Below are 22,259 nucleotides of genomic sequence, written 5' to 3'. Positions count from 1 at the left end.
ACTTCCTACTCAAACACCAATCGTCCACCCTGCACCAGTTCCTGATGGCTGATAAAGGGCCGCGCCAGCAGCTTGCCGTTAAAGCGGATAATGGCGTTACGCCGAGCGTCCTTATCCTTAATACGGTTTTCGATCACCAGTGGCTTGCCCGAATAATAGTGGCTGTCCAACTGAATGGTCACCTTATCAAAACGGGGCGGTAGCAGGGCGTAGCTGGGATCGCCCGGGGTCAGGGGATAGAGGCCCATCATGGCGAAAGCCAGCCAGGCGGACATTGTGCCGGCATCGTCATTGCCGGGCAGGCCGCCTGGGCCTGTGCCAAAGTGCTGGTCTATCTGCTCGCTGACGCGCTTGGCGCTTCGCCACTGCTGCCCTTCCACAAAATGGTATAGGAAGGGGTAGGTGATATCCGGCTCATTGGTCATATCAAAATTGCCGCTATCAAAGGTGGCGTCCAGGGCTGCTAAGAAGGGCTGTTCGCCACCCAAAAGCTGAATCAATCCAGGCATGGCATGGGGTACATAAAAGCGATAGTTCCAGGCATTGCCTTCGATATAGCCGGGGGCCGGTTCAAAGTTACGGCCAAGCATAGGGTCGAATGGGTCAAGCCATTTGCCGTCGCGGCCCTTGGGGCGCAGCATGCCGGTTTGACTATCGAACAGCTTTTGGTAGTTGTTCGCCCGCGTTGAAAACAGCAAAAAGTCCTCATGCTTGCCCAGCGCCTTGGCCAGTTGCGCCAGGTTATAGTCGGCCAAATAATACTCCAAACTGGTGGCCACACTGCCGTCATAAGGCCCCTCATCGTCCACCGGCACATAGCCGAGTTTAAGATAGTCGGCTAGCTCGGGGCGCAGCGGATTCTCTTCTATCTGGGTGGCGGCCTTTTTCATTGCCTGGTAGGCGGCCTCAACATCAAAATCCTGGATGGCGCGAAGATAAGTATCGGCAATCAGAATAGTGCCGGGGTCGCCCACCATCACCTGGGTTTCCATGCCGTACAGCTCCCATTTGGGTAGCCAGCCGCTTTCCTTGGCCATGGCAACGGCGCTGTTGACCATCTGTGATTGCAGCTTGGGATACAGCAGGCTTAGCAGGGGATGCAGGTTTCTATGGGTGTCCCACAGGGAATAGACGCTATAGCGTGGTTGGGTTTTATGGTTGCCGACGCCGGCCTGGTTCATCAGCGGATAGTCTCCGCTTACATCCTGCAACTCGGAAGGATGGATCAGGCTATGGTACAAGGCGGTGTAAAAGCGGGTTTTATCTGCATCGCTGCCTTCTACTTTGACCTGGCCGAGCAGCTTGTCCCAGGCTTGCTGCGCCCGTGCACGAGTTTGCTCAAAGGCAAAGCCGGGCTGTTCGGCATCCAGGTTGGCGCGGGCATTGTCGATACTGACAAAAGAAATGCCGATTTTAACCAGGACCTGCTCCTTTGCGCCGTTGTCAAAGCTTAGCCAGGCGCCAATCTCTTCACCGGCCATGGGGGCGGTGTAGCCGGGGTAGGGCTTGATAGCGTCGTTATACTTGACCCAATCGGCTTCCACCTTCTGGTATTTAGGCATCTTTTTCCATAGCCCAAAGGTCTTGGCGGGTTGGCTGAAACGGGCAACAAAATACAAGGGACGCACGTCCTCGGCGTGATAGCAAAAGGTGCCCAGGGTACGAAAGCCCTCGATTTCCTGATTCGAGACCATGCGCAGCATGCCGCCGGTTTCATTGCTTAGGCCCAGGCCCAGATTTAAGAGCAAATGGCTTTGTCCGGCGGGAAAGGTAAAACGGCTAAGGCCGGTGCGTGGGGTGCTGGTGACTTCGGCCAGAATCCCATATTTTTCCAGCAGCGCGGCGTAATAGCCGGGGCTGGCCTTTTCATGGGAATAGGTGCTGCCGTAGCGACGGGCATCCAACTCCAGCTCACCGCTGGTGGCCATCAGTGGCAATAGCCCGGCTTCGGGGCAGCCGACCCCGCTGAGGTTTAGGTGGCTAAAGCCGGTCAGGTATTTATTTTCCTTGATATACACCCGGGAATTCCAGCCCTGATCTTTTTCCGTGGCGTTAAGCTCTGGAAAACCGTGGGCCACATTAAAGGGCGAGACCGAGACCATACCGTGGGGTACCTGGGCGCCGGGGTGGGTAGCACCGAAGTTGCTGGTACCGATAAATGGGTCCACATATTGGCTGGCACTGGCCAGCACATGACCGCTTAATAACAAAGGTAATAACAAGGCTCTCATAGCTGCTCACTTAGGGTAAAGACCAACTCACCACCGGCCAGGATATCCTGGTGTTTAAGGATAAAGCCCTCCAGGGGCTTACCATTAAGGTGCACGGCTTGCACATAAACATGCTTGGGCGACTGGTTTAAGGCCTTGATCGTAAAGAGTTTGCCGTTTTCCAGATAGAGGGTGGCGGATTCCACCTCGGGGCTGCCCAGTACATATTCTCCCGACACCGGATTGAGCGGATAAAAGCCCAAAGCACTAAACAGATACCAGGCCGACATCTGCCCGGCGTCTTCGTTACCGGCAAGGCCGTCGGGGGCGGTGCTGTACAGCTCATCCATAATGCGTCTGACCAGGGCCTGGGTTTTATGTCCCTGCCCGGCATAGTGGTACAGATAAGGCACATGGTGGCTCGGTTCATTGCCGTGCACATACTGGCCGATGGCGCCTGAGATCCATTCGGGGAACTCCGCCAGGTTTTGTGTTCGGGCGAACATTTCGTCCAGCTTGGCGGCAAAGGCCTTTGGGCCGCCCATCATGGCCATCATCCCCGGCACATCATGGGGCACAAAAAAGCTGTATTGCCAGGCATTGGCTTCACAATAATCTTCCGGGTGATAGGCGTCGGGGTCAAAGGGCTCACGGAATTGGCCACTGGCGTCCCTGGCGCGCATAAAGCCGCTGGCTGGATCAAAGTGCCGGCGGTAATGCTGCGCCCTGGTCAAAAAGCGCTGTTCTATTTCGGTTTCGCCCAAGGCGGCGGCCAGTTTAGCAATGGCATAATCGTCAAAGGCGTATTCCAGGGTCAGGGACACATTCCAACTGCGCTCTTCATAGGGCACATAGCCCAGGCGCTGATAGCTGCCGATACCAAAGTCCTGCTGCTGGGCGCTATGCAGGGCCGCTTGCAGAATTGCCTGGCCGGGAATATCGGTCAGCCCCTTAAGATAGGCATCCACCAATACCGGTACGCTGTGATAGCCCATCATCATATCGGTTTCATTGCCCTGGAAGATCCACACCGGCAGGCGGCCTGCCACCTTATAATGGGCCATCAGGCTGTCCATCATTTCCCTGGTGCGCTTGGTATCGATCAGGGTTTTCCAGGGATGCAGGGCGCGAAAGGTATCCCAGAGGGAGAAAAATTCGTAACGGGGCGCGCCGGTGCTTTGCTGAATACTGCCGTCGGGGCCTTTATAGCGGCCGTCCACATCGGAAAAGATCCTCGGCGCCAATGAGGCATGGTACATGGCGGTATAAAACTGGGTCAGATTATCCGCTGAGGCTTCTACTCGGATTTTGCCAAGCTCTTGGCGCCAGGCCTGGCGGGTGGCCTGGTGCAGGGTTTCAAAGGCGATATCATCACCTTCATCTTTCAGGTTGGCCAGGGCGTTGTCCATACTCACCGAGCTAAGTGCGGTATGCACCAGCAGTTCCTGGTTATCCACAAGCGCAAAATCCATTTCCAGGGCCAGAATGACGCCTTGGGCCTTCTCCGCGGACAGCAGCTCGCCGTCCCTTTCAAATTGCCACTTGGTGATGGGCTTAGACAAACGGCTGGCAAAATATACCCGCTGCTCGGGCGCCCAGCCGCTGGAGTAGCGATAGCCGGTGATAGTACGGCTGTCGCGAAGCTCCATATAGGTCTTGACCGTTTTATCCCAGTTGCGGCTATAGCCCAGATCCAGCCGGACTACGCCGGTTTGTGCGTCGGTAGGATAGCGATAGCGCTGCAGGCCGCTACGGGTGGAGGCGGTAAGCGCCACCTCGATGCCATAGTCTTCAAGATAAACCTGATAAAAGCCCGGTGAGGCCTGCTCCTGTTCGTGGCTAAAATGGGAAACAATAGTGCCCTGTGGCGGACCGCCCTCGGTCTGTTCGCGCTTAAAAGGGCGGATCAGGGGCATAAAGGAGATATCGTAGAGATCCCCGGCACCGGTGCCGGAAAGATGGGTATGGCTAAAGCCGGCAATAATATTATCCGGATAAAAATAGCCGGCAATCCAGTCCCAACCGCCGCGACCGTTATCCGGGCTTAACTGCACCATGCCATGGGGGGCGGTGGCACCGGGAAAAGTCTTGCCCTTACCGCCGGTGCCGATAAAAGGGTTAACGTAATCCAGCGGATCTTTGGGCGTGACCGCCCTTTGTTCCTTTGCTGGTATTGCCTGATTGTGACCGCTGCAGCTGACGTGCAGTAAAAGCAGGACCGTCAGGCCCGCTATGCGGATTGCCCTGTTCACCCCGTCTCTCCCTATTTAATGCCCGGATGGCCCAGGGTTCTTAACACTTCAAAGCAGGCGCCCAGGGTGTGGTAATCACACTTAGCTCCGGCGGCACTTTTCTGGTCGCTGTATTTTTCATTGTTGCGCTTTAGCACCCGATACCAGGCGCCATATTCATGATCCACCATATGTTCCCAGCTATATTGCCAAAGGGCCTGATATTGTTGTTGGTACTTTTGCTCACCCGTGGCCTGGTGCAGCATGGCGGAGGCGGCAAAGCTTTCCGCCTGCACCCAAAAGTATTTATCTTCGTCGCACCAATTGCCCTGTGGATCAAAACCGTAAATCAGGCCGCTGAATTCTTGGTCCCAGGCAGTTTTATAAGCACGCTCAAACAGTGCCGCTGCTCTTTCAACCAGCCAGCCCTGGGGACGGTGGCGATTCAGGATCAGCAATAGTTTTGCCCATTCGGTCTGATGGCCAGGTTGGAAGCCCCAGGGCCGGTAGAGATTCTTGGGGTCGTCCCTGTTGTAATCCCAGTCGGGGCTGAAGTCCGTTTTAAAGTGCTCCCACACCAGGCCGTCGGTCAGGTCTGCCTGGCGTACGGCGATATTCTCGGCCAGCTGCGCCGCCCGCTGTAGATATTTTTGCTCGCCGCAGGCCTCAAAGGCCGCCAGCATCGCTTCGCACAAATGCATATTGGCGTTCTGCCCGCGATAGGGGCTGAGCACGCCATCGCTGCTGATCTCATCGGCATACAGGCCATGCTCGGCCTGCCAGAAACGCTGCTCCAGTAATTGATAGGTCTCGGCCAGGGGCTTGGCGTCTTGCAGCAGCCCGGCTTTCAGGGCGGCGGCTTGGGCCAGCAGCACAAAGGCATAGCCATAGGCCTGCTGGGTCATATCCAGAGGTTGGTGATTGTCCAATGTCCAGGCATAGGTTTGGCTGTCTGCCTGATAGTGCACCTTATGCAGGTAGTCCAGGCCATGACGGGCGATATCCCGGTAGTCCTCGCGGTCAAACAACAGCGAGGCCAGGGCGTAATTGACAATAATGCGGGTGCTGCTGACCAACTGTTTAAAGTGGGTATCGAACAGGCTGCCGTCATCCAGGTAATTCTGATGATAGCCGCCGCTGTTATCCACCACCCTGGGGGTATAGAAATCCAGAATGCTTTGGCAGTGGTTCAGCAGAAAGTCTTGTGCGTAAAAATTCATACCAGGCTCCTGAAAAAAGCGGGGTGGAATTGCTCGGTGGCAAGGCCATGTTCGTTAAGTTGTGCCGCCAGGCCGGGCAGATCCGGCAGGGCCGGAAAGGCGCCCGGACGCATCACCGCATGGGCACCGCAGTGACTGGCCAGGGTTAGAATGCTTTCAAGCTGCTTAGGATCATTGAGGGCTGCGACGCTGTCCTCCAGGCAACCCAGGGCGTACAAAACGCCACCGATAAAGGCATCGCCGCCGGCGGTGGTATCTACCGCCTGTACCTTGGGCGGGCTGACTTCTCCGCTGCCTGCCCGGCAGTGGTACTGGATAGCGCCGGGGCCATCGGTCACCAGCAGCAACTGGCAGCCCTTGGCCAGACAATGGTCAAGGTATTGCCGGGTCTTGCCCTGGCTAAGATAGTCCAGTTCTTCCTTAGAAAACTTCACCATATCAGCCTGCTGGACCAGGGCATTGACCCGCTGTCTGTCCGCTTGCCCTGATGCCCACAGGTTATGGCGCAAATTCACATCAAAACTGACCAGGTTGCCGGCTGTCTTGGCCCTGGCCACAAGGTCTTGGGTGGTCTTGGCAATGGCCTCGGTGGTCAGGGTATTGCTGCAAATGTGCAAAATGCCGCCCGCTTCAAAGCAATCGTCGCCCATGCTGGTGGCGTCAAACAGCAGATCCGCGCTGTCCTGACGATAAAAAGAGAAGCTGCGCTCACCGGCACCATCCAGCATCACAAAGGCCAGGGCGGTTTTGGCGCTGGGGTGACGACACAGATAGCGGGTATCTACACCATAGGCCTGTAGCGCCTGTTGCAGAAAGTCACCAAAGGGGTCCTGGCCCACCTGGCCGGCAAAAAACGCCCGGCCGCCGAGCCCGGCCACCGCGACCGCGGCATTGGCAGGAGCGCCACCGGGGTACTGGCGAAAATCGTTCAGTGCAAGGGGGCCTTGGGATGCTTTGCCAGTGTTCAGAAAGTCAATCAGGGCCTCGCCGAAACAGAGGATCTTTTTCATACGCCCACCTCCGCCCGGCGCTCAACCTTTAGCGGGGTTGCACCGAACAGGGCATACCAGCCGATATACAAATAGGCGACCATGGGTACCAGAAAGCTCAGTTGTACCGAGGCGCTGTCCGCTGCGACCCCTTGCAGTACCGGCAAGATGGCACCGCCGACTATGGCCTGGCACAGCAAGCCGGAACCGCGCCCCGTCAAAGGACCCAAACCGCGAATGGCCAGGGTAAAGATGGTGGGGAACATAATGGAGTTGAAAAAGCCCACCGCCAGTACTGACCAGATGGCCAAGTTACCGGTGGCATTGACGGTGATCAACAGCAGCAGTATGGCCATCAAAGCATTAAAGGCCAGCACATAGACCGGCGCTATATAGCGGGTCAGGGCCGCCCCCACAAAGCGACCGATCATGGCCCCACCCCAGTAATAGGACACCATCTGTGCGGCCTGATGTTCGCTCATGCCGCCGATATGGGCCTGGCCGAAATAATTCACCAGGAAGGAGCCGATAGAGACCTCTGCGCCCACATATAAAAAGATGGCCATTGCGCCCAGCACCAGATGGCGCTGACGCCAGATGCTGTCATCCAGGCTTAAGGATTGTTCGGTTTCGGGCTCGATCACCGGCAGTTTTAAAAAGCAAAACCCCAGCGCCGTGACCAGCATCACCCCGGCCAGCAGCAGATAGGGCAGTTGCACCGCCTTGGCGACCAGGGCATCGGCTTGCACTGCGCCGAAAATCAGAGCTGCGCCGAACAGGGGCGCCAGGGTATGACCAGCGGAATTAATGGCCTGGGCCAGATTCAGGCGGCTGGCGGCGGTGCGCTGTGGCCCCAGGATGGCCACATAGGGGTTGGCGGAGACCTGCAGGATAGTGATCCCGGCGGCCAGGATAAACAGCCCCAACAGGAACAGGCCGTATTGTGCCACCTCGGCGGCCGGATAAAACAGTGCACAGCCCAGAGCAATAGTACAAAGCCCGGTGATAATGCCGCGAATATAGCCGATACGCTCGATAAGCTTACCTGCCAAGGGCGAGACAATAAAATAGGCGCCGAAAAAGCAAAACTGCACCAGCATGGCCTGGGTATAGCTTAAGGAAAAGGCCGCCTTCAGGTGGGGAATAAGAATGTCATTTAAGGCGGTAATAAAGCCCCAGATAAAAAACAAACTGGTCATGGCGGCAAAGGCGAAATGATGGGGCCTGGTGCCGCTGGCATGGGTGCTTGGGATAAATGCCATTATTGTGCTCCTTGGGAGGATGCCCGGAACGCCATATCGTCCGGATCGTTGCTCATGGAATAGGGACGATGCTTGGGATCAACCGCCCAGTCTTTATTGGGGCCTGGACCCATCTGCAGATTCAAGGTGCCGCCTTTTTGCAAGCCTTCGTGACTCAGCCAGCTATGGGGATAGACTTCGCCGTCCCAATGCATAGATTGGATATAGGGGTGCACAGAGTGATTGTCCTTGGCCTGAATCACTAAGGTCTTGCCATCGGGCAGTGACAAGGTGGCCTTGTCGAAAAGCGGGCTGCCCATCACATATTGATTGGCCCCCGGCGTCACCGGATAGAAGCCCAGGGCGCTAAACACATACCAGGCCGAGGTCTGGCCGTTGTCTTCATCGCCGCAATAACCGTCCGGCGTGGCCGCGTAAAGCTTATCCATTACCTCGCGCACCCTGGCCTGGGCCTTCCAGGGCTGTCCGGCATGGTTATACAGGTAAATCATATGCTGGATGGGCTGATTGCCATGGGCATAGTTACCCATATTGACGATCTGCATCTCGCGGATTTCGTGGATGGTAAAGCCGTAGTAGGAATCATCGAATAAGGGCGGCATCTCAAACACGCTGTCCAGCTTGTCCACAAAGGCCGCATCGCCGCCCATCAGGGCTTTTAGCCCTTCAATATCGTGGAACACCGACCAGCTATAATGCAGGGCATTACCCTCGGTAAAAGCATCGCCCCATTTCAGCGGATTGAAGGGCGCCTGGAAGCTGCCGTCGGCATTGCGCCCGCGCATCCAACCACTTTCGGGATCATAGAGTTTGCGATAGTTATCGGCCCGCTGCCTGAACTTAGTGGCATCATCTTCCTTCCCCAGGGCCTTGGCCAATTTATACAGGTTAAAGTCGGCAAAGGCGTATTCCAGGGTGCGGGCTGCATTTTCGTGAATGCCCACGTCGTAGGGCACATAACCCAGACGGTTATAGTAATCCACGCCCTCGCGGCCCACCGAGGTCATGGGGCGGCCCTCGTTAACCCGGGCGTTTTTCAGCACCGCCTCATACAGGGTGTCGATATCGAAGCCGCGAATGCCCTTAAGATAGGCATCGGCAATATTGATGGCGGAATTGGAGCCGATCATCACATTGCGATGGCCGGGGCTGGCCCATTCTGGCAACCAGCCCGATTCCTTATAGGTATTGACCAGGCCCTGCATGATCTCGGCATTGCGCTCGGGATACATCAGGGCAAAGAAGGGAAATACTGCGCGAAAGGTGTCCCAGAAGCCGTTGTCCGTGTACATGGGACCGGACAGTACTTGTCCGTTATAGGGGCTGTAATGGATTTGCTGGTCGTTGGCATCGAATTCATGAAACTGTCGTGGAAACAGCAATACCCGGTACAGGGCCGAATAAAAAGTGCGTACCTGATCCAGGTCCTGATCTTCGATGCGGATGCGGGAAAGCTCCTGCTGCCAGGCCTGATGAGCCTTCTGCCGGGTTTGTGCAAAGCTGTCGGTGCCGATTTCGCGCTTAAGATTGAGCTCGGCCTGCTCCAGGCTGATAAAGGATGAAGATACTTTGACGCTCACCTGTTCGCCGCGTTGGGTCTTAAAGCCCACCACGGCACCCACATGCTGGCCTTCGCTACTAAGCTGGTTGGGCTTGAGTTGCCAGTTATCCTGCCAGGTATGCGTTACTTCAAAGGCCTTATCGAATTCCAGCACAAAGTAGTTGTGGAAGTTATCCGGCACCCCGCCGTGGTTATTGCGGGCATAGCCCACTATCTTGCGCTCCTTGGGCAAAATCTCCACCCTGGAGCCTTTGTCAAAGGCATCCAGCAGAATAAAGGCCTGATCAGCATCGGGAAAGGTAAAACGGAACTGGGCGGCGCGCTCGGTAGGGGTGACTTCGGCGGTGACATCAAAGTCGGCCAGGTACACCGAATAATAATCCGGCGCTGCCGTTTCGGCCTTATGGGAGAACCAGGAAGCCCTGGCGTCTTGTTCGAACTTAAGTTCACCGGTGACCGCCATCAACGAGAAGGCGCCATAGTCGTTAAGCCAGGGACTGGGCTGATGGGTTTGCTTGATGCCGCGGATTTTGTCGTCATCGTATTTATAGGTCCAGCCGTCGCCCATGGGCGCGGTCATGGGCGTCCAGAAATGCATGCCCCAGGGTAAGGCAACAGCCGGGTAGGTGTTGCCATTGGAGAGGCTGAACTTGGAGTCGGTGCCCATCAGCGGATTCACATACTGCACCAGATCTTCGGCCACCAGATTGACCGGCTGCGTGTCGGGTGCCTTTGGCGCGCCGCTGCAAGCTGCCAGTGCCAGGCTTAAAGATATTAGTAACTTATTGCGGTAACACATTTTTTTGAATTCTCCCGGATGCGATGGCAAGCTAAACCCAAGGCAAAGGGTTAATGAAACGTTAACACTGTAAACGATTACATTTGGTGCGTCCAGCCTTTGGAAAGGCTTTTATCAGGGAATGATTTACCTGTATTTGGCGTTTTAAAGGAAGAAAGCTAGGCTATACTGGAACAGTGTAATGAAAACGGTTACATTTTGACTTGCCATTGGCAGCTTTGGATGAAATCATATTCAAAACCATAAGATTTGAGTCTAATGCCCAACCTGGCCGCACAAGCCACGGCGATGAATGGACAAGGGAATCCTGATATTTCATGACCAATATTAAGAAGGTAAGCGAATTAGCCGGTGTCTCCACGGCAACGGTGTCGCGCACCCTGAAATCACCGGACCTGGTGACCGAACAAACCCGTGAAAAGGTGATGAAGGCCGTGCGCGCCGCAGGTTACCGGCCAAACTGGCTGGCTACCAGCGTAAAGACCGGCAAGTCCAATTCTATAGTGGTGCTGGTGCCCAACCTGGTTAACCCCTTCTTTATGCGCATTATCGAAGGCATAGAGCAGGCTGCCCAGGAGCAGGGCTACTCGGTGTTGCTGGGCGATACCCAGGGTAAGGCCGAACGGGAAAATGAATATGCCGGCATGGTGCTGTCTAACCGTGCTGACGGCTTGATCCAGTTGGATCACTCGTTCCCCTTTTCTGAAAGCGATGAGGAGTTGGCCCAGTCCATCCCCATGGTCAGCGTATGTGAGCGTATTGCCGGGCGTAAATATCCCTTTATTGAACTGGACAACTATGCCGCCAGTCGCGCCCTGACCCATCATCTGATCGGCTATGGCCACCAGCGCTTCGGCATTATTGCCGGTCAGCGCAGCAGCCAGATCCACCGCGACCGCCTGGCCGGCATCAAAAGCGTGCTGGAAGAAGAAGGCATTGTCTTTGATGACGCTATGCTGGTGGGAGAAAGCTATGCCATCGACACCGGCGTTGAAGGCGCCAGGCAACTGCTGGCCAATTCCAAGCCGCCCACCGCTATCTTTTGTTTTAACGACGATATTGCCATCGGTGCCATGTTCGAGGCCAAGCGTCACGGCCTGCGCATACCACAGGATCTGTCGATCACCGGCTTCGATAATGTGCGGGTTTCCGCCTATATGGATCCGCCCCTAACCACAGTGGACCAGCCGGCTTACGAAATGGGCCGCCGCGCAGTGGAAGTATTGTTACAGATGATCCGCCGCGAGCCGCTGCAGCGTACCCGCGAAATTCTGCCCTTCACCTTGTTGGAACGCCAAAGCACCGGCCCGGCAAAAACATAATTCCCTTATATAACAACATCATATTGTTTGTTGAACCGGGCGTTGCCCGGTTTTTTTATGGGATTTGTAAGCAAATTGCTAAAGGTTGTTGACAGTTTTGTGAACGCTGGCTAGGATTTGTTCCTGCGTGTAATCGATTACATTTAAAATCTGTGGTCATCTACCAAACGCAAACAATTTAAAAATAAATAACACACTGAATTTAATGAAATTGTGAAGTCTTCTACTGATTCGGTGTTTACGATTACATAACACGAGAGTGGAGAAGCCAATGGCACTCAGGAATAACAGGCAGAACAGCGGCGGGATCAAGCGCCACCTCGCCGGCAACGCATTTACTAAATCCTTGTTGAGTCTGGCGGTACTGGGTGCCCTTTCGGCCCATGCCCAGGAAGCAGACAACAGTCAAACGCCGGACAGGGTCGAAGACGGCACCGAAGTCATTGAAGTGCGTGGTATCCGCGCCAGTATGGCCGAGAACCTTGCCGTTAAGCGTTTATCCAATGCGGTAGTGGACGCCATCACCGCCGAAGATATCGGGAAGTTTCCCGACAAGAACGTAGCGGACTCATTGCAACGGGTGCCGGGCGTGGTGATCCAGCGTAGCGGCGGCGAAGGGGCCACTGTCAGTATTCGCGGATTGTCTTCGGATCTCACCTTTACCCAGTTAAACGGTAACTTTATCGCCTCATCCCCCGGGGAGCCGTCCCGCTCCTTCGATTACACCCTGCTACCCTCGGCCATGATCCAGAAGGTGGAAGTGTTCAAATCCCCTGAAGCGCGACTGGATGAAGGCGGTGTGGGCGGCACCGTGATTTTGCATACTCGCAAGCCCTTGGATATGGATTCAGGCTCAGGTGTGCTTAATGTGGAGTCTACCTACGCCGATGTGACCGACAAACACGAACCCCAGTTCACCGGCCTGTATTCCTGGAAAAACGAAGACGAAAGCTTCGGCCTGTTGGCCGGTTTCACCAAGCAGGATCGCACCAACCGCAGCCTGTCCGGCGGTACCAATGCCAATATTTGGCGTTGGACAGGTACCAGCGGTACGGCCGTGGATGTGAACGGCAATCCGGTGGATAACAATAATCTCTGGGGGGCCTTTGGCGACGCCAGGGGCAATACCCATCCCAATGTCTGGTTCCCTCAGGTAGTGCGTACCTCTGTAGTTAAGGAAAACCGTGAGCGCGAAGGCCTGCAGTTGACCGGACAATGGCTGCCCAGCGAGCGCATTGAAGTCGGCTTTAACTACTTTGGCTTTACCCTGGGGCAGGACAGAACCTTGTCTGTGGTGGACATTCCCGAATGGTCATTAAGCCCTAATTTCCTGACCGATGTGCATCTGGACCCTTCAGGTACGGTGGTCACCGGCATGGATTACACTGTGGGCGCGGGCGGTACCGAGCGTGATATGCAGTTTCCCTGGATGCGTGGTACCTATACCCGGGAAGAATCCACATCTGATACCTTCGACTTTAATCTGACCTATGAAGGCGATAGCTTCACGGCCAGATTTGTCGGCGGTCATACCGAGGCCGAGGGCGGTCCTGAGGAAAATTGGGAAGCCGCCTTTAAAAGCTCCAACTGGGGCGAAGGGGACGCCTTTGTGGAGAATGCCGCCCAGTATGCCGGTTGGTCGTTGGATGACAGAGTATCTATCTATATGGATCCCGCCACACTGACCAATCTGCTGTCCGGCGTCGGCGGCGGTCGTGACCCCGGCTCTTCAAACTCCAGTTTTGTGCGCAGCACCCTGGAAGAAACTTACTTCCAGGCCGATTTTGAATTTCATGTGGACTGGGGCATGTTCAGCAAGATCAGCACCGGTGCCAAGTACCGGGATGCTGAACTGCACCGCGAAACCGGCAATAACTTTTTCCTCGACCCCAGCTTCGATATTGAAGGGGCCCTGGCCAGCGGTCGTGGCATCAATGTGTTCGACAGCTACCAGTGGAACGGCGGCATGCCCTTGGCCCAAGACGTACTTAACAGCAGTGGCGAAGGCAATATTGCCGGTGGTTTCAATATCAACCTGATGCCCACCATTAATTGGGATAAGTACCGGGATATTATTCTCAGTAACTATGTTCCCTATACGCGCATAGAGCCTAATTTTGTCTACGACATCGAAGAGCAGATCACTGCCCTTTATGTGCAGGGTGATTTCGACTACGGCAATTTTCGCGGCAACCTGGGGGTACGGGTAGTCAGAACCAAGACCCTGGGTTCTTCCACCGACCTCTATACCTACTTCCTGGACCACACCGATGATGAAACCGGTGAGCCGGTGACCGGTGATGACCGCTTTATCGAACAATACGACCTGGTCACCCAGGAAAATACCGATACCCAAGTATTACCCAGCCTAAACCTGGTCTGGGATGCCGGCGAAAACCTGGTGGTGCGCGGCGCTATTGCCAAGACCATGTCCAGGCCGGACTACAGCGCCCTGGGTAGCCAAGAGCGTATTTCCTTTGTTTCCACCGAATGGGCTGAAGACCGCGCCGAATTCAATGAAATCCCCGGTTTCCGCGGTAGCGGTGGCAACAAGAATCTTAAACCCTTCGAATCCACGCAGATGGATTTGTCCATCGAATACTACTATGGCGAAGGCTCGGCGGTGGGGATGGCTATCTTCCGCAAAGACGTAGACAACTTCGTGGTGCCGCTGGTGATCGATTCCACCCGTGACTTTGCCGGCCAGCCCGGCGTGGTGGAAGCCGGTCAGATTACCATCAGTCCCTACAGCACAGTGGGTAACGGCACCAACGCCAAGTCCAAAGGGGTGGAGGTCTTCGCCCAGCACGCCTTTGAAAACGGCTTCGGCCTGTATGCCAACTACACCTACAACGACACCAATAAGGCGGATGTGGATGTGGATGGTGCACAAATCGGTTCCTCTCCTTTGGTAGGCAGTGCCGATTACCAATACAACCTGTCGGCCTACTATGAGTCAGATCTGTTCAGCGTGCGCGCCTCCTACAACAAACGCGGGGAGACAGTGCAAGGCATCAACAGCGGCCTGAACGTCTATCAGGACCCCTACGACCAGGTGGATCTCAATGCCTCCTACAACATCACTGACAGCCTGGTGCTGACTGCCTCGGTAATCAACCTGACCAGGTCTGAATCTACCTCCAGACTGGGGAATGACACGGACGCCAGGTTACTTAACACCAGCTACACGGGTCGCCGCTACTACGCGGGTCTGACGTACAACTTCTAGGGCGGCCGCTTTGAGGCAAAGAACAATTTACACAGGATTCGTTATGAAAAGGCTAACAAAGAGCAAGATAGCATTCTCAACCGCCCTGGTACTGGGCACCCTCAGCGGCTGTGACAGTGGCAGTGATCCGGTAGCCGAAGAGGTACCGGTGACCGTTGCCAGCACCTCGGCCGACATCAGTGGCAGTGCCCTTAAGGGACCCATGGGCAATGCCACCTTTAAGGTCACCCCGCTCAATGGCAGTACCCTGAGCATCACCGAAGGCGATCAGACCGATGCCCAGGGCAGGGTTAATGCCAAGGTTCAGGCCAAGGAAGGATTTGGCATCAACAGCCTGGTAAAACTCAGCATCGAGGCTGACGGCGATACCACCATGTTATGTGACGCGGCCAGCTGTGCCGGGGTGCCCATGGGCGAATTGCTCAGCGGCGCCGCCCTGACAGGAGCCCACTTGTCCACATTGGGCAACCTGACCGTCACCTATGGCAGTAGCGCCGACGGCACCGCCGATGTGCAGTTTCAGGCAACCGCCCTGACCACTTTGGGCACCCGCCTGATCGAGCAGGATATTGCCAATGGCCGTAATGTTTCTAACGAGCAACTGCTGGCTCTGGCGCAGGCACAATATTCCGATTTGATCTTAAAGGCACTGGGCATCGATGAACCCGGTGCTGACCTTTTTGCGACATCCTTACTGAGCGCCCACGAATACAGTAACTTTGTCACCGGCGAGGAATGTACCGGCTCGGAACAGGTGCCGGTACTGGATGGAGACGGTAATCCGGTGACAGATGAAAACGGCAACCCGCTGACCGAAACCCAGTGCAACGCTTATGCCGATGTGCTGGTGGATGGAGATATTACCAAGATGTCACTGGCCAATGCCGCCTTTGCTCATCTTGGTGATGCGGAAACCCTGGCGGGAGTGTTGGCCGATGCTGTGAGCCAAATCCGCACCGCCATGGAGGCCAAAGAGCAGTCTGCTGCACTGGAAGCACTGGCACCGCTGCGTCAGCGCATGTTTGAGGCCATTGCCGCCCATCCTCTGTTAGAGCAAATGGGGCTGACGGCCGAAGAAGTGATTGATGTGGAATTGGCGTTCCTGGATGAAGCCCTGTCCCTGGGGCCCCAGCGCGAAGTCACCACGGCAGAGATTATGGCTGGCGCCACCATCACCGCGCGCAACCGTATTGGTGACGGCGAGTCGGAGTTCAAGGCCTTTGACGGTGATGTGAATAGCAAATGGCTGGATCACAATGACTGGCAAGGTCCGCCCACTGCGGAAAATCCTGCCTGGATCCAGGTGCAATTCGAACAGCCTCAGGCCGTCAGCAGCCTGTTTATTACCAGCGCCAACGATGCGCCGGACCGGGATCCGGAAAACTTCAATCTGGTGGCCTCCAACGATGGTGAAAATTGGGTCACCCTGGCCGAATTTGTCGGCGCCAGCTTTGATGAGCGTTTCCAGCGTCAGGAGTTTCGTTTTAACAACGGCCTGGAATACAGCCATTACCGTTTGAATATTACCAAGAACAAAAATAATGACGGCCTGATGCAACTGGCGGAAATCCAGTTTGTTGGTCCCGTCTATGCCAGCGTCGATCATACCGATCCTGTGGGCACCGGGGTGATTACCGCGCGCAATCGCATCAGCGACGGCGAAGCGGAAAGCAAGGCTTTTGATAACGACCCCCAGACCAAGTGGCTGGACCACAATGACTGGCAGGGACCGCCCACAGAGGAAGACCCTTCCTGGGTGCAGGTGGAGTTCCCCGAGCCGGTGGCGGTCAATACCCTGGGTATTACCAGCGCCAATGATGCGCCGGATCGGGATCCTGAGAATTTCCATCTGCTGGGCAGCCATGACGGCGGCGCTACCTGGGTCAAGCTGGCCGAGTGGGCGGGTGAATCCTTTGATGGGCGTTTCCAGCGCCGTCTGTTCAGCCTGGATAACGGCCTGGCTTATGGCACCTACAGGCTGAATATCACCAAAAACCGTAACAATGACGGCCTGATGCAGGTTGGTGAAATTGAGTTGATTGGTCCCAAGGTGGCGGACTTGGTGCACAGCCATGGCGCAGGGGTGACCTATGTGGCTCGCAACCGCATCAGCGACGGTGAGTCGGAAGACAAAGCCTTTGACGGGGATGCCAATACCAAGTGGCTGGATCACAACGATTGGCAGGGTGCACCTACGGTAGAAAACCCTTCCTGGGTCAAAGTGGCACTGCCTCAGGCACAGGCGGTGAACATGCTGGCTATCACCAGCGCCAATGATGCGCCCGACCGTGACCCTGAAAACTTCAGTCTGCTGGGTTCACTGGACGGCGAGAACTGGGTGACACTGGCAAGCTGGACCGGCGAGCAGTTCGACGAACGTTTCCAACGTCGTCAATGGCGCTTTGCCAACAGCCTGGCCTATCCCCATTACCAGCTGAGCATCAGCAAAAATCGTAATAACGACGGTTTGATGCAGGTGGGCGAGATTGAGCTTATCGGTCCCACCTATGCTGCGGTGGATCATAGTTCGGCTGCGGATGCCACATACTCGGCCCGCAACCGTATCAGCGATGGTGAGTCAGAAGATAAGGCCTTCGATGATAATCCAGAAACCAAGTGGCTGGATCACAATGACTGGCAAGGTCCACCCACGGAAGAAAATCCTTCCTGGATCCAGGTGGACTTTAACGAAGCTCGCACCGTGGACACCCTGGCCATTACCAGCGCCAACGATGCGCCGGACCGTGACCCGGAAAACTTCAGCCTGCTGGGCAGCAACGACGGCGGCAACAGCTGGACAGAAGTGGCCAGTTGGGTGGGCGAAAGCTTCGATGCGCGCTTCCAGCGCCGGATATTCAGTTTCGGCAATGGTTTTGCTTACCGTAGCTATCGGCTGAATATCAGTAAAAACCGCAATAACGACGGCCTGATGCAAATCGGTGAGATTGAGCTGATAGGCCCGCAGCAATAAGACCCGGGGCGGCTCAGCCGCCCTACACCCGAACTCAGGGTAGCCCGGCTACCCATTATCATTGATTTATCTTGGAAGACTTACCCATGGGCGAAGGCAAAACCCAAAACGCGGTGCTGTTTATGGGCCTGGACGGCGGCGGCAGTTATTGCCGGGCACGTATTGAAGACGGGGCCGGCAATCTGCTTGGCGAAGGCCGGGGCGGCCCTGCCAATCCGGTTAACGGCCTGGCCCAAAGTGTTGCCTCCATCCTGTGCGCTACCGACGAAGCGCTGCGCCGGTCCGGATTGACCGCAGAGTACCGGCAGCGCCTGGTGGTGGGCGCCGGAATCGCCGGTTTGCATCTGCCCAGCATGACCAATGCCATGGCGTCCTGGCAGCACCCCTTTAAGTCCCTGTTCCTGACCACGGATCTGCATGGCGCCCTGCTCGGCGCCTTTGACGGCGGCGACGGCGCGGTAATGGTGCTGGGCACCGGATTTAGCGCCCTGGCGGTGAAAGATGGCAAAAAGCATGCCCTGGGCGGTTATGGATTTCCCATCAATGCCACGGCCAGCGGTGCCTGGTTTGGACTGGAGGCGGTTAAGGCCGCCCTGCTGGATCATGACGGCCTGGGGCCGAAAACCGCGATCACAGCTAACCTGCTGACACAGACAAGTCCGCTGGCGCTGGCGGAGCAATGTAAGCGCGGTTTGGCTACTGATTTTGCGCCCTTTGCGCCTGTGGTATTTGAACATGCCCAGGCGGGGGATGCCCTCGCCTTGTCATTGGTCAGGCAGGGGGCAGCCTTTGCCGATAATGTGATCCGCCGCTTATTAACTGTGGGGGTCGGTCAGGTGGCGCTGATGGGCGGTATTGCCAAGGTGATCCGGCCCTATCTGGATGCCTCCTTACAAGTGCATTTGCTCGAACCCAAACACAGCCCTGAGCAGGGCGCGCTGCTGTTGGCCCGTAATGCTTATGGCCAAAGCGCCCCCCTCTTTGAACATACCCGGAGCGACTATGCACAACAGGCGTGAGTTTCTTAAGTTATCCGCCCTGCTGGGGCTGGCTGCTTCGGGTTTGCCGCAGTGGGCCAAAGCCTCAGCTAAGGTCAGCAAGCCGGTGGTCGTTTCCACCTGGGAGCATGGCCAGCCCGCCAATGCCGCCGCCTGGCAGGTGCTAAGTGCCCAAGGCAGTGCCCTGGATGCGGTGGAAGCCGGGGTTCGGGTGCCCGAAGCCGATCCACTGGTACGTACGGTGGGCCTGGGCGGCTATCCCGATGCCTCGGGTAAGGTGACTTTGGATGCCTGCATTATGGATCACCAGATGAATTGCGGCGCCGTGGCCTGCCTGCAGGATATCAAACACCCCATCTCGGTGGCCCGTAAGGTGATGGAGCAAACCCCCCATGTGCTGCTGGTGGGCGAGGGCGCCAAAGCCTTTGCCCTGGAACAGGGTTTTACAGAAGAAAATTTGCTGACGTCCCAGGCCAAGGCCGATTGGCTGGCCTGGCGCGAGGGTCAAAAGGCCACCCCGCAAATCAATATCGAAAACCATGACACCATCGGCATGCTGGCCCTGGATACCATGGGCAATCTGTCCGGCGCCTGCACCACCAGCGGCGCAGCCTATAAGTTGCCGGGCCGGGTGGGGGATTCGCCCATTATCGGCGCCGGGCTGTATGTGGATAACCAGGTGGGCGCGGCGACCGCCACCGGCATGGGCGAACTGATGATAAAAACCGTCGGTTGCCATTTGGTGGTGGAGTTAATGGCCCAGGGCCTGACACCCCAGCAGGCCTGTCAAAAGGCGGTGGAGCGCATTGCCGCCAGGCTTGGTGACTACCAGGCCTATCAGGTGGGTTTTCTGGCCCTGAATAAGCAGGGGCAAAGTGGGGCTTTTTGTATCCATCCCGGCTTCAATTACGCGCTGCAGGACAATAGCGGCAGCAAGCTGCTGGACTCGGCGTCTTTGCTGGGAGCCAAAGTATGAAGCGCATCGCTCTGTTGCTAGGCCTGTTGCTAAGTCCCCAATGGCTATGGGCCGATATCCAGGCCAATCAGCCGCCCTTTGCCTTAAGTGTGCAACAACTAAGTACCTGGTCAGCGGATAGCCCGCTGGCCGATGCCGATAACCGCTCCACCCAGCCCGTATTGCCCCGAAGGGTGGCGCTTTTGTCCGGTCAGGAGGATTGGGATAACCAGGCCCGGGTGCTGTATGCCCCGGATGGGATGAATAACTTTGCCAACTATCTGCACACCCAGGACAGGTTCAATCTCTATAACTTTACCCATTGGTCGCAGATCCACCTTTTAAACTGGTTTGCCGGCACTGCCGATCACAACGTACAGATCCCGGCCCGGCCCTGGGTGGATATTGCCCATCAGAACGGGGTCAAAGTGCTGGGCTCGGTGTTTCTGGCGGTGGCCCAGTGGGGCGGCAGCGCCGACACTGCCGAAGCGCTGCTGGTGAAAGACCAGCAGGGCAACTTTCCCCTGGCCGATAAGCTGATTCAGATTGCCGGCTACTATGGCTTTGACGGCTGGCTGATTAATCAGGAAACGGATCTTACTGCCGTGAAAGATGCCAGTAACCACCTGCTGGAAGGGCAAAGCGATCCTGAACGGGGTCAACGACTGGCGGCCCGGATGCTGGAGTTTCTGCACTATCTCACCGCCAAGGCGCCCCAGGGCATGGAAATCCACTGGTATGACGCCATGGTGGCCAGCGGCGAAGTGCGCTGGCAAAACCGGCTAAACAAAGAGAATACCCAGTATCTTGGCAGCGCCGATAATCCTGCCAGTGATGCCATCTTTATCAATTATTGGTGGGATCAAAAAATGGTGCGCGCCAGCTATCAGCAGGCACTGGCATTGGGGCGTTCTCCCTATGCCGTGTTTACCGGCGCCGACCTTTGGCCGGATCGTAACGCCCAGCGCGCCTTTAGCCGCCATCAATGGTTGGATTGGTTGTTTGCGGATAAGCAGGCGCTCACTTCTATTGCCCTTTTTGCCCCTAATGTGAACTTTAACTTTAGCGGCAACGCCCATACTCCGGCCTTTGCCGATTTTGAGAAACAACCCGGCCAGTGGCGGGCATTCTATGCCACCGAAACCCGGCTTTTTGCCGGTGACGACCTGAATCTGGCCAAGGTGGATAGTGCCGGCTGGAAGGGCCTTGGTGCCTATCTTCCCGCTCATGCCGTGGCCCTGGGCTTACCCTTTATGACCCATTTTAATACCGGCCAGGGCCTGCATTGGTGGCAGCAAGGGGAAAAAACCGGCGGTTCCTGGACCCAGATGGCAAATCAGGAGCCGCTGCCCACCTGGCAGTTTGCCCTGGTGGGTGAGCGTGCGGCGGAGCTGTTCTTCGACTTTGAGACGGCCTATCAGGGCGGCAGCAGCTTAGCGCTGGTTTCGCCACAAAGCGCCAAGACGGCACAGGCCCCCCTCTATGCCGTCGACTTTATACCCAGTGCCGACAGCCAACTTAAGCTGATGGTAAAGGGCAAGGCCCGAGGCGTGTCCCTCTATTTTCTGGATGAACAAGGCCGCGGCTATGACTATGGCCTGCAAGATACCGACCAGTGGCAAGCTCAAACCTTTTCACTCAGTGCCTTGGCCGGTAAGTCCATTAAGCGCATCGGTCTGCAATTGGCTGGGGGTGAGGCAGTGGATCTGCGTTTGGGCTTGTTGGAGGTGACACCTTGACCGCCATTGAGATCTGCCTGGACACCGAGCCCTTTGATAATCTTGCCCGGCAGGTCAGAGACGCCTGTGTGGGTGGCGCGGCCCGTATCGAGCTTTGCGCCCATATGAACAAGCAGGGGCTGACCCCAAGCTATGCCGCCATGGTAGCTGCCCGTGAGGCTGCCGATGAATTGGCCGAACTTCTGGTGATGATCCGCCCCCGGGACGGCGACTTTTGCTATAGCGCCAATGAGATTCAAATTATGGCCATGAGCATTCTGCAGGCCGCCAGGGCCGGTGCCGATGGCGTGGTGTTCGGGTGCCTGGATGTCCAGCAACGCATCGATGCAGAAGCCATGGCGCTCTTGCTGGATACCGCCAAATCGGCCGGGCTGGCGGTAACTTTTCATCGCGCTTTTGATCTTATTGAGGACCAGGCCGCAGCCTTAGAAAGCCTGATTGAGTGGCGGGTTAACCGGCTTCTTAGTGCAGGTGTGCCATGGGGCAGTGATAAAGGCGTGTTATATGGCCTTCAGGCATTACGCACGTTGCTTCAACAGGCCGACGGGCGCATCGAATTGGTTATCGGTGGTGGCCTTCGCGCTCATCATGTGCTTGCTTTGCGCGAAGGACTGTTGCGTGGTGCCGGTCAAGGTGCCTTTTCCCTGCATTGCCACAGTGCGGCCTTAAGCCGGGGCAGAGTGGACGCAAGCAAGGTGGCCGATTTGGTCTGCCTGGCTGGCCTGCCCTTGGACGAATTGAAGGCCCAACATGGATAAGTACCAAAGAATTGC

13 protein-coding genes are annotated in these 22,259 nt (G+C 56.4%); 7 read left to right on the top strand and 6 right to left on the bottom strand.

The annotated features are described in order from the left end of the window. Nucleotides 1-5: 5 nt before the first annotated feature. The 6 genes from P2G88_RS10180 to P2G88_RS10155 are packed head-to-tail and all read right to left on the bottom strand — an operon-like array spanning nt 6 to nt 10,272. Nucleotides 6-2,231, bottom strand: a complete 2,226-nt coding sequence (locus tag P2G88_RS10180; protein ID WP_275795755.1) for a GH92 family glycosyl hydrolase — start codon at nt 2,229-2,231, stop codon at nt 6-8. Continuing rightward, nucleotides 2,228-4,462, bottom strand: a complete 2,235-nt coding sequence (locus tag P2G88_RS10175) for a GH92 family glycosyl hydrolase (RefSeq protein ID WP_275795754.1) — start codon at nt 4,460-4,462, stop codon at nt 2,228-2,230. Before P2G88_RS10175 ends, P2G88_RS10180 begins: the two co-directional genes overlap by 4 nt. A gap of 11 nt (nt 4,463-4,473) precedes the next feature. Continuing rightward, nucleotides 4,474-5,661: an AGE family epimerase/isomerase gene (locus P2G88_RS10170; protein ID WP_275795753.1), complete on the bottom strand. Its 1,188-nt coding sequence runs from the start codon at nt 5,659-5,661 to the stop codon at nt 4,474-4,476. Then, a complete protein-coding gene (locus P2G88_RS10165) occupies nt 5,658-6,671 on the bottom strand; it encodes a carbohydrate kinase (protein ID WP_275795752.1) in 1,014 nt (337 codons plus the stop codon). The genes P2G88_RS10170 and P2G88_RS10165 overlap by 4 nt, the downstream gene beginning before the upstream one ends. Beyond that, on the bottom strand, nt 6,668-7,912 hold the full coding sequence (locus tag P2G88_RS10160; RefSeq protein ID WP_275795751.1) for a sugar MFS transporter: 1,245 nt from the start codon (nt 7,910-7,912) through the stop codon (nt 6,668-6,670). Before P2G88_RS10160 ends, P2G88_RS10165 begins: the two co-directional genes overlap by 4 nt. Then, the gene (locus P2G88_RS10155; protein ID WP_275795750.1) at nt 7,912-10,272 is read right to left on the bottom strand and encodes a GH92 family glycosyl hydrolase; all 2,361 of its coding nucleotides are present in this window, start codon (nt 10,270-10,272) and stop codon (nt 7,912-7,914) included. Before P2G88_RS10155 ends, P2G88_RS10160 begins: the two co-directional genes overlap by 1 nt. A gap of 317 nt (nt 10,273-10,589) precedes the next feature. Between P2G88_RS10155 and P2G88_RS10150 the strand changes: the two genes are divergently transcribed. The 7 genes from P2G88_RS10150 to P2G88_RS10120 all read left to right on the top strand — a co-directional run bounded on the left by P2G88_RS10150 (nt 10,590) and on the right by P2G88_RS10120 (nt 22,244). Next, nucleotides 10,590-11,594: a LacI family DNA-binding transcriptional regulator gene (locus P2G88_RS10150; protein WP_275795749.1), complete on the top strand. Its 1,005-nt coding sequence runs from the start codon at nt 10,590-10,592 to the stop codon at nt 11,592-11,594. A 271-nt stretch (nt 11,595-11,865) separates the two neighbouring features. Beyond that, nucleotides 11,866-14,823: a TonB-dependent receptor gene (locus tag P2G88_RS10145; protein ID WP_275795748.1), complete on the top strand. Its 2,958-nt coding sequence runs from the start codon at nt 11,866-11,868 to the stop codon at nt 14,821-14,823. A 43-nt stretch (nt 14,824-14,866) separates the two neighbouring features. After that, nucleotides 14,867-17,794, top strand: a complete 2,928-nt coding sequence (locus P2G88_RS10140; protein ID WP_275795747.1) for a discoidin domain-containing protein — start codon at nt 14,867-14,869, stop codon at nt 17,792-17,794. Nucleotides 17,795-17,880: 86 nt separating this feature from the next. After that, nucleotides 17,881-18,813, top strand: a complete 933-nt coding sequence (locus P2G88_RS10135; RefSeq protein WP_275795746.1) for a BadF/BadG/BcrA/BcrD ATPase family protein — start codon at nt 17,881-17,883, stop codon at nt 18,811-18,813. Continuing rightward, on the top strand, nt 18,797-19,768 hold the full coding sequence (locus tag P2G88_RS10130) for a N(4)-(beta-N-acetylglucosaminyl)-L-asparaginase (protein ID WP_275795745.1): 972 nt from the start codon (nt 18,797-18,799) through the stop codon (nt 19,766-19,768). The genes P2G88_RS10135 and P2G88_RS10130 overlap by 17 nt, the downstream gene beginning before the upstream one ends. Further along, nucleotides 19,765-21,486, top strand: coding sequence for a glycoside hydrolase (locus P2G88_RS10125; RefSeq protein ID WP_275795744.1), 1,722 nt, complete (start codon nt 19,765-19,767; stop codon nt 21,484-21,486). The genes P2G88_RS10130 and P2G88_RS10125 overlap by 4 nt, the downstream gene beginning before the upstream one ends. Then, nucleotides 21,483-22,244: a copper homeostasis protein CutC gene (locus P2G88_RS10120; RefSeq protein ID WP_275795743.1), complete on the top strand. Its 762-nt coding sequence runs from the start codon at nt 21,483-21,485 to the stop codon at nt 22,242-22,244. Before P2G88_RS10125 ends, P2G88_RS10120 begins: the two co-directional genes overlap by 4 nt. Nucleotides 22,245-22,259: the final 15 nt, after the last annotated feature.

This window comes from Aliiglaciecola sp. CAU 1673, assembly GCF_029223185.1.
In the GTDB taxonomy this organism is placed as follows: Bacteria; Pseudomonadota; Gammaproteobacteria; order Enterobacterales; family Alteromonadaceae; genus Bowmanella.
The sequence above is the reverse complement of the archived record's forward strand: the minus strand, read 5'-3'. Positions and strand labels throughout refer to the sequence as shown.

Bases quoted from the DNA above. Each gene is read 5' to 3' on its own strand.
- P2G88_RS10180 (WP_275795755.1), bottom strand. From the start codon at position 2,231: ATGAGAGCCTTGTTATTACCTTTGTTATTAAGCGGTCATGTGCTGGCC.
- P2G88_RS10170 (WP_275795753.1), bottom strand. From the start codon at position 5,661: ATGAATTTTTACGCACAAGACTTTCTGCTGAACCACTGCCAAAGCATT.
- P2G88_RS10165 (WP_275795752.1), bottom strand. From the start codon at position 6,671: ATGAAAAAGATCCTCTGTTTCGGCGAGGCCCTGATTGACTTTCTGAAC.
- P2G88_RS10160 (WP_275795751.1), bottom strand. From the start codon at position 7,912: ATGGCATTTATCCCAAGCACCCATGCCAGCGGCACCAGGCCCCATCAT.
- P2G88_RS10155 (WP_275795750.1), bottom strand. From the start codon at position 10,272: ATGTGTTACCGCAATAAGTTACTAATATCTTTAAGCCTGGCACTGGCA.
- P2G88_RS10150 (WP_275795749.1), top strand. From the start codon at position 10,590: ATGACCAATATTAAGAAGGTAAGCGAATTAGCCGGTGTCTCCACGGCA.
- P2G88_RS10145 (WP_275795748.1), top strand. From the start codon at position 11,866: ATGGCACTCAGGAATAACAGGCAGAACAGCGGCGGGATCAAGCGCCAC.
- P2G88_RS10140 (WP_275795747.1), top strand. From the start codon at position 14,867: ATGAAAAGGCTAACAAAGAGCAAGATAGCATTCTCAACCGCCCTGGTA.
- P2G88_RS10135 (WP_275795746.1), top strand. From the start codon at position 17,881: ATGGGCGAAGGCAAAACCCAAAACGCGGTGCTGTTTATGGGCCTGGAC.
- P2G88_RS10130 (WP_275795745.1), top strand. From the start codon at position 18,797: ATGCACAACAGGCGTGAGTTTCTTAAGTTATCCGCCCTGCTGGGGCTG.
- P2G88_RS10125 (WP_275795744.1), top strand. From the start codon at position 19,765: ATGAAGCGCATCGCTCTGTTGCTAGGCCTGTTGCTAAGTCCCCAATGG.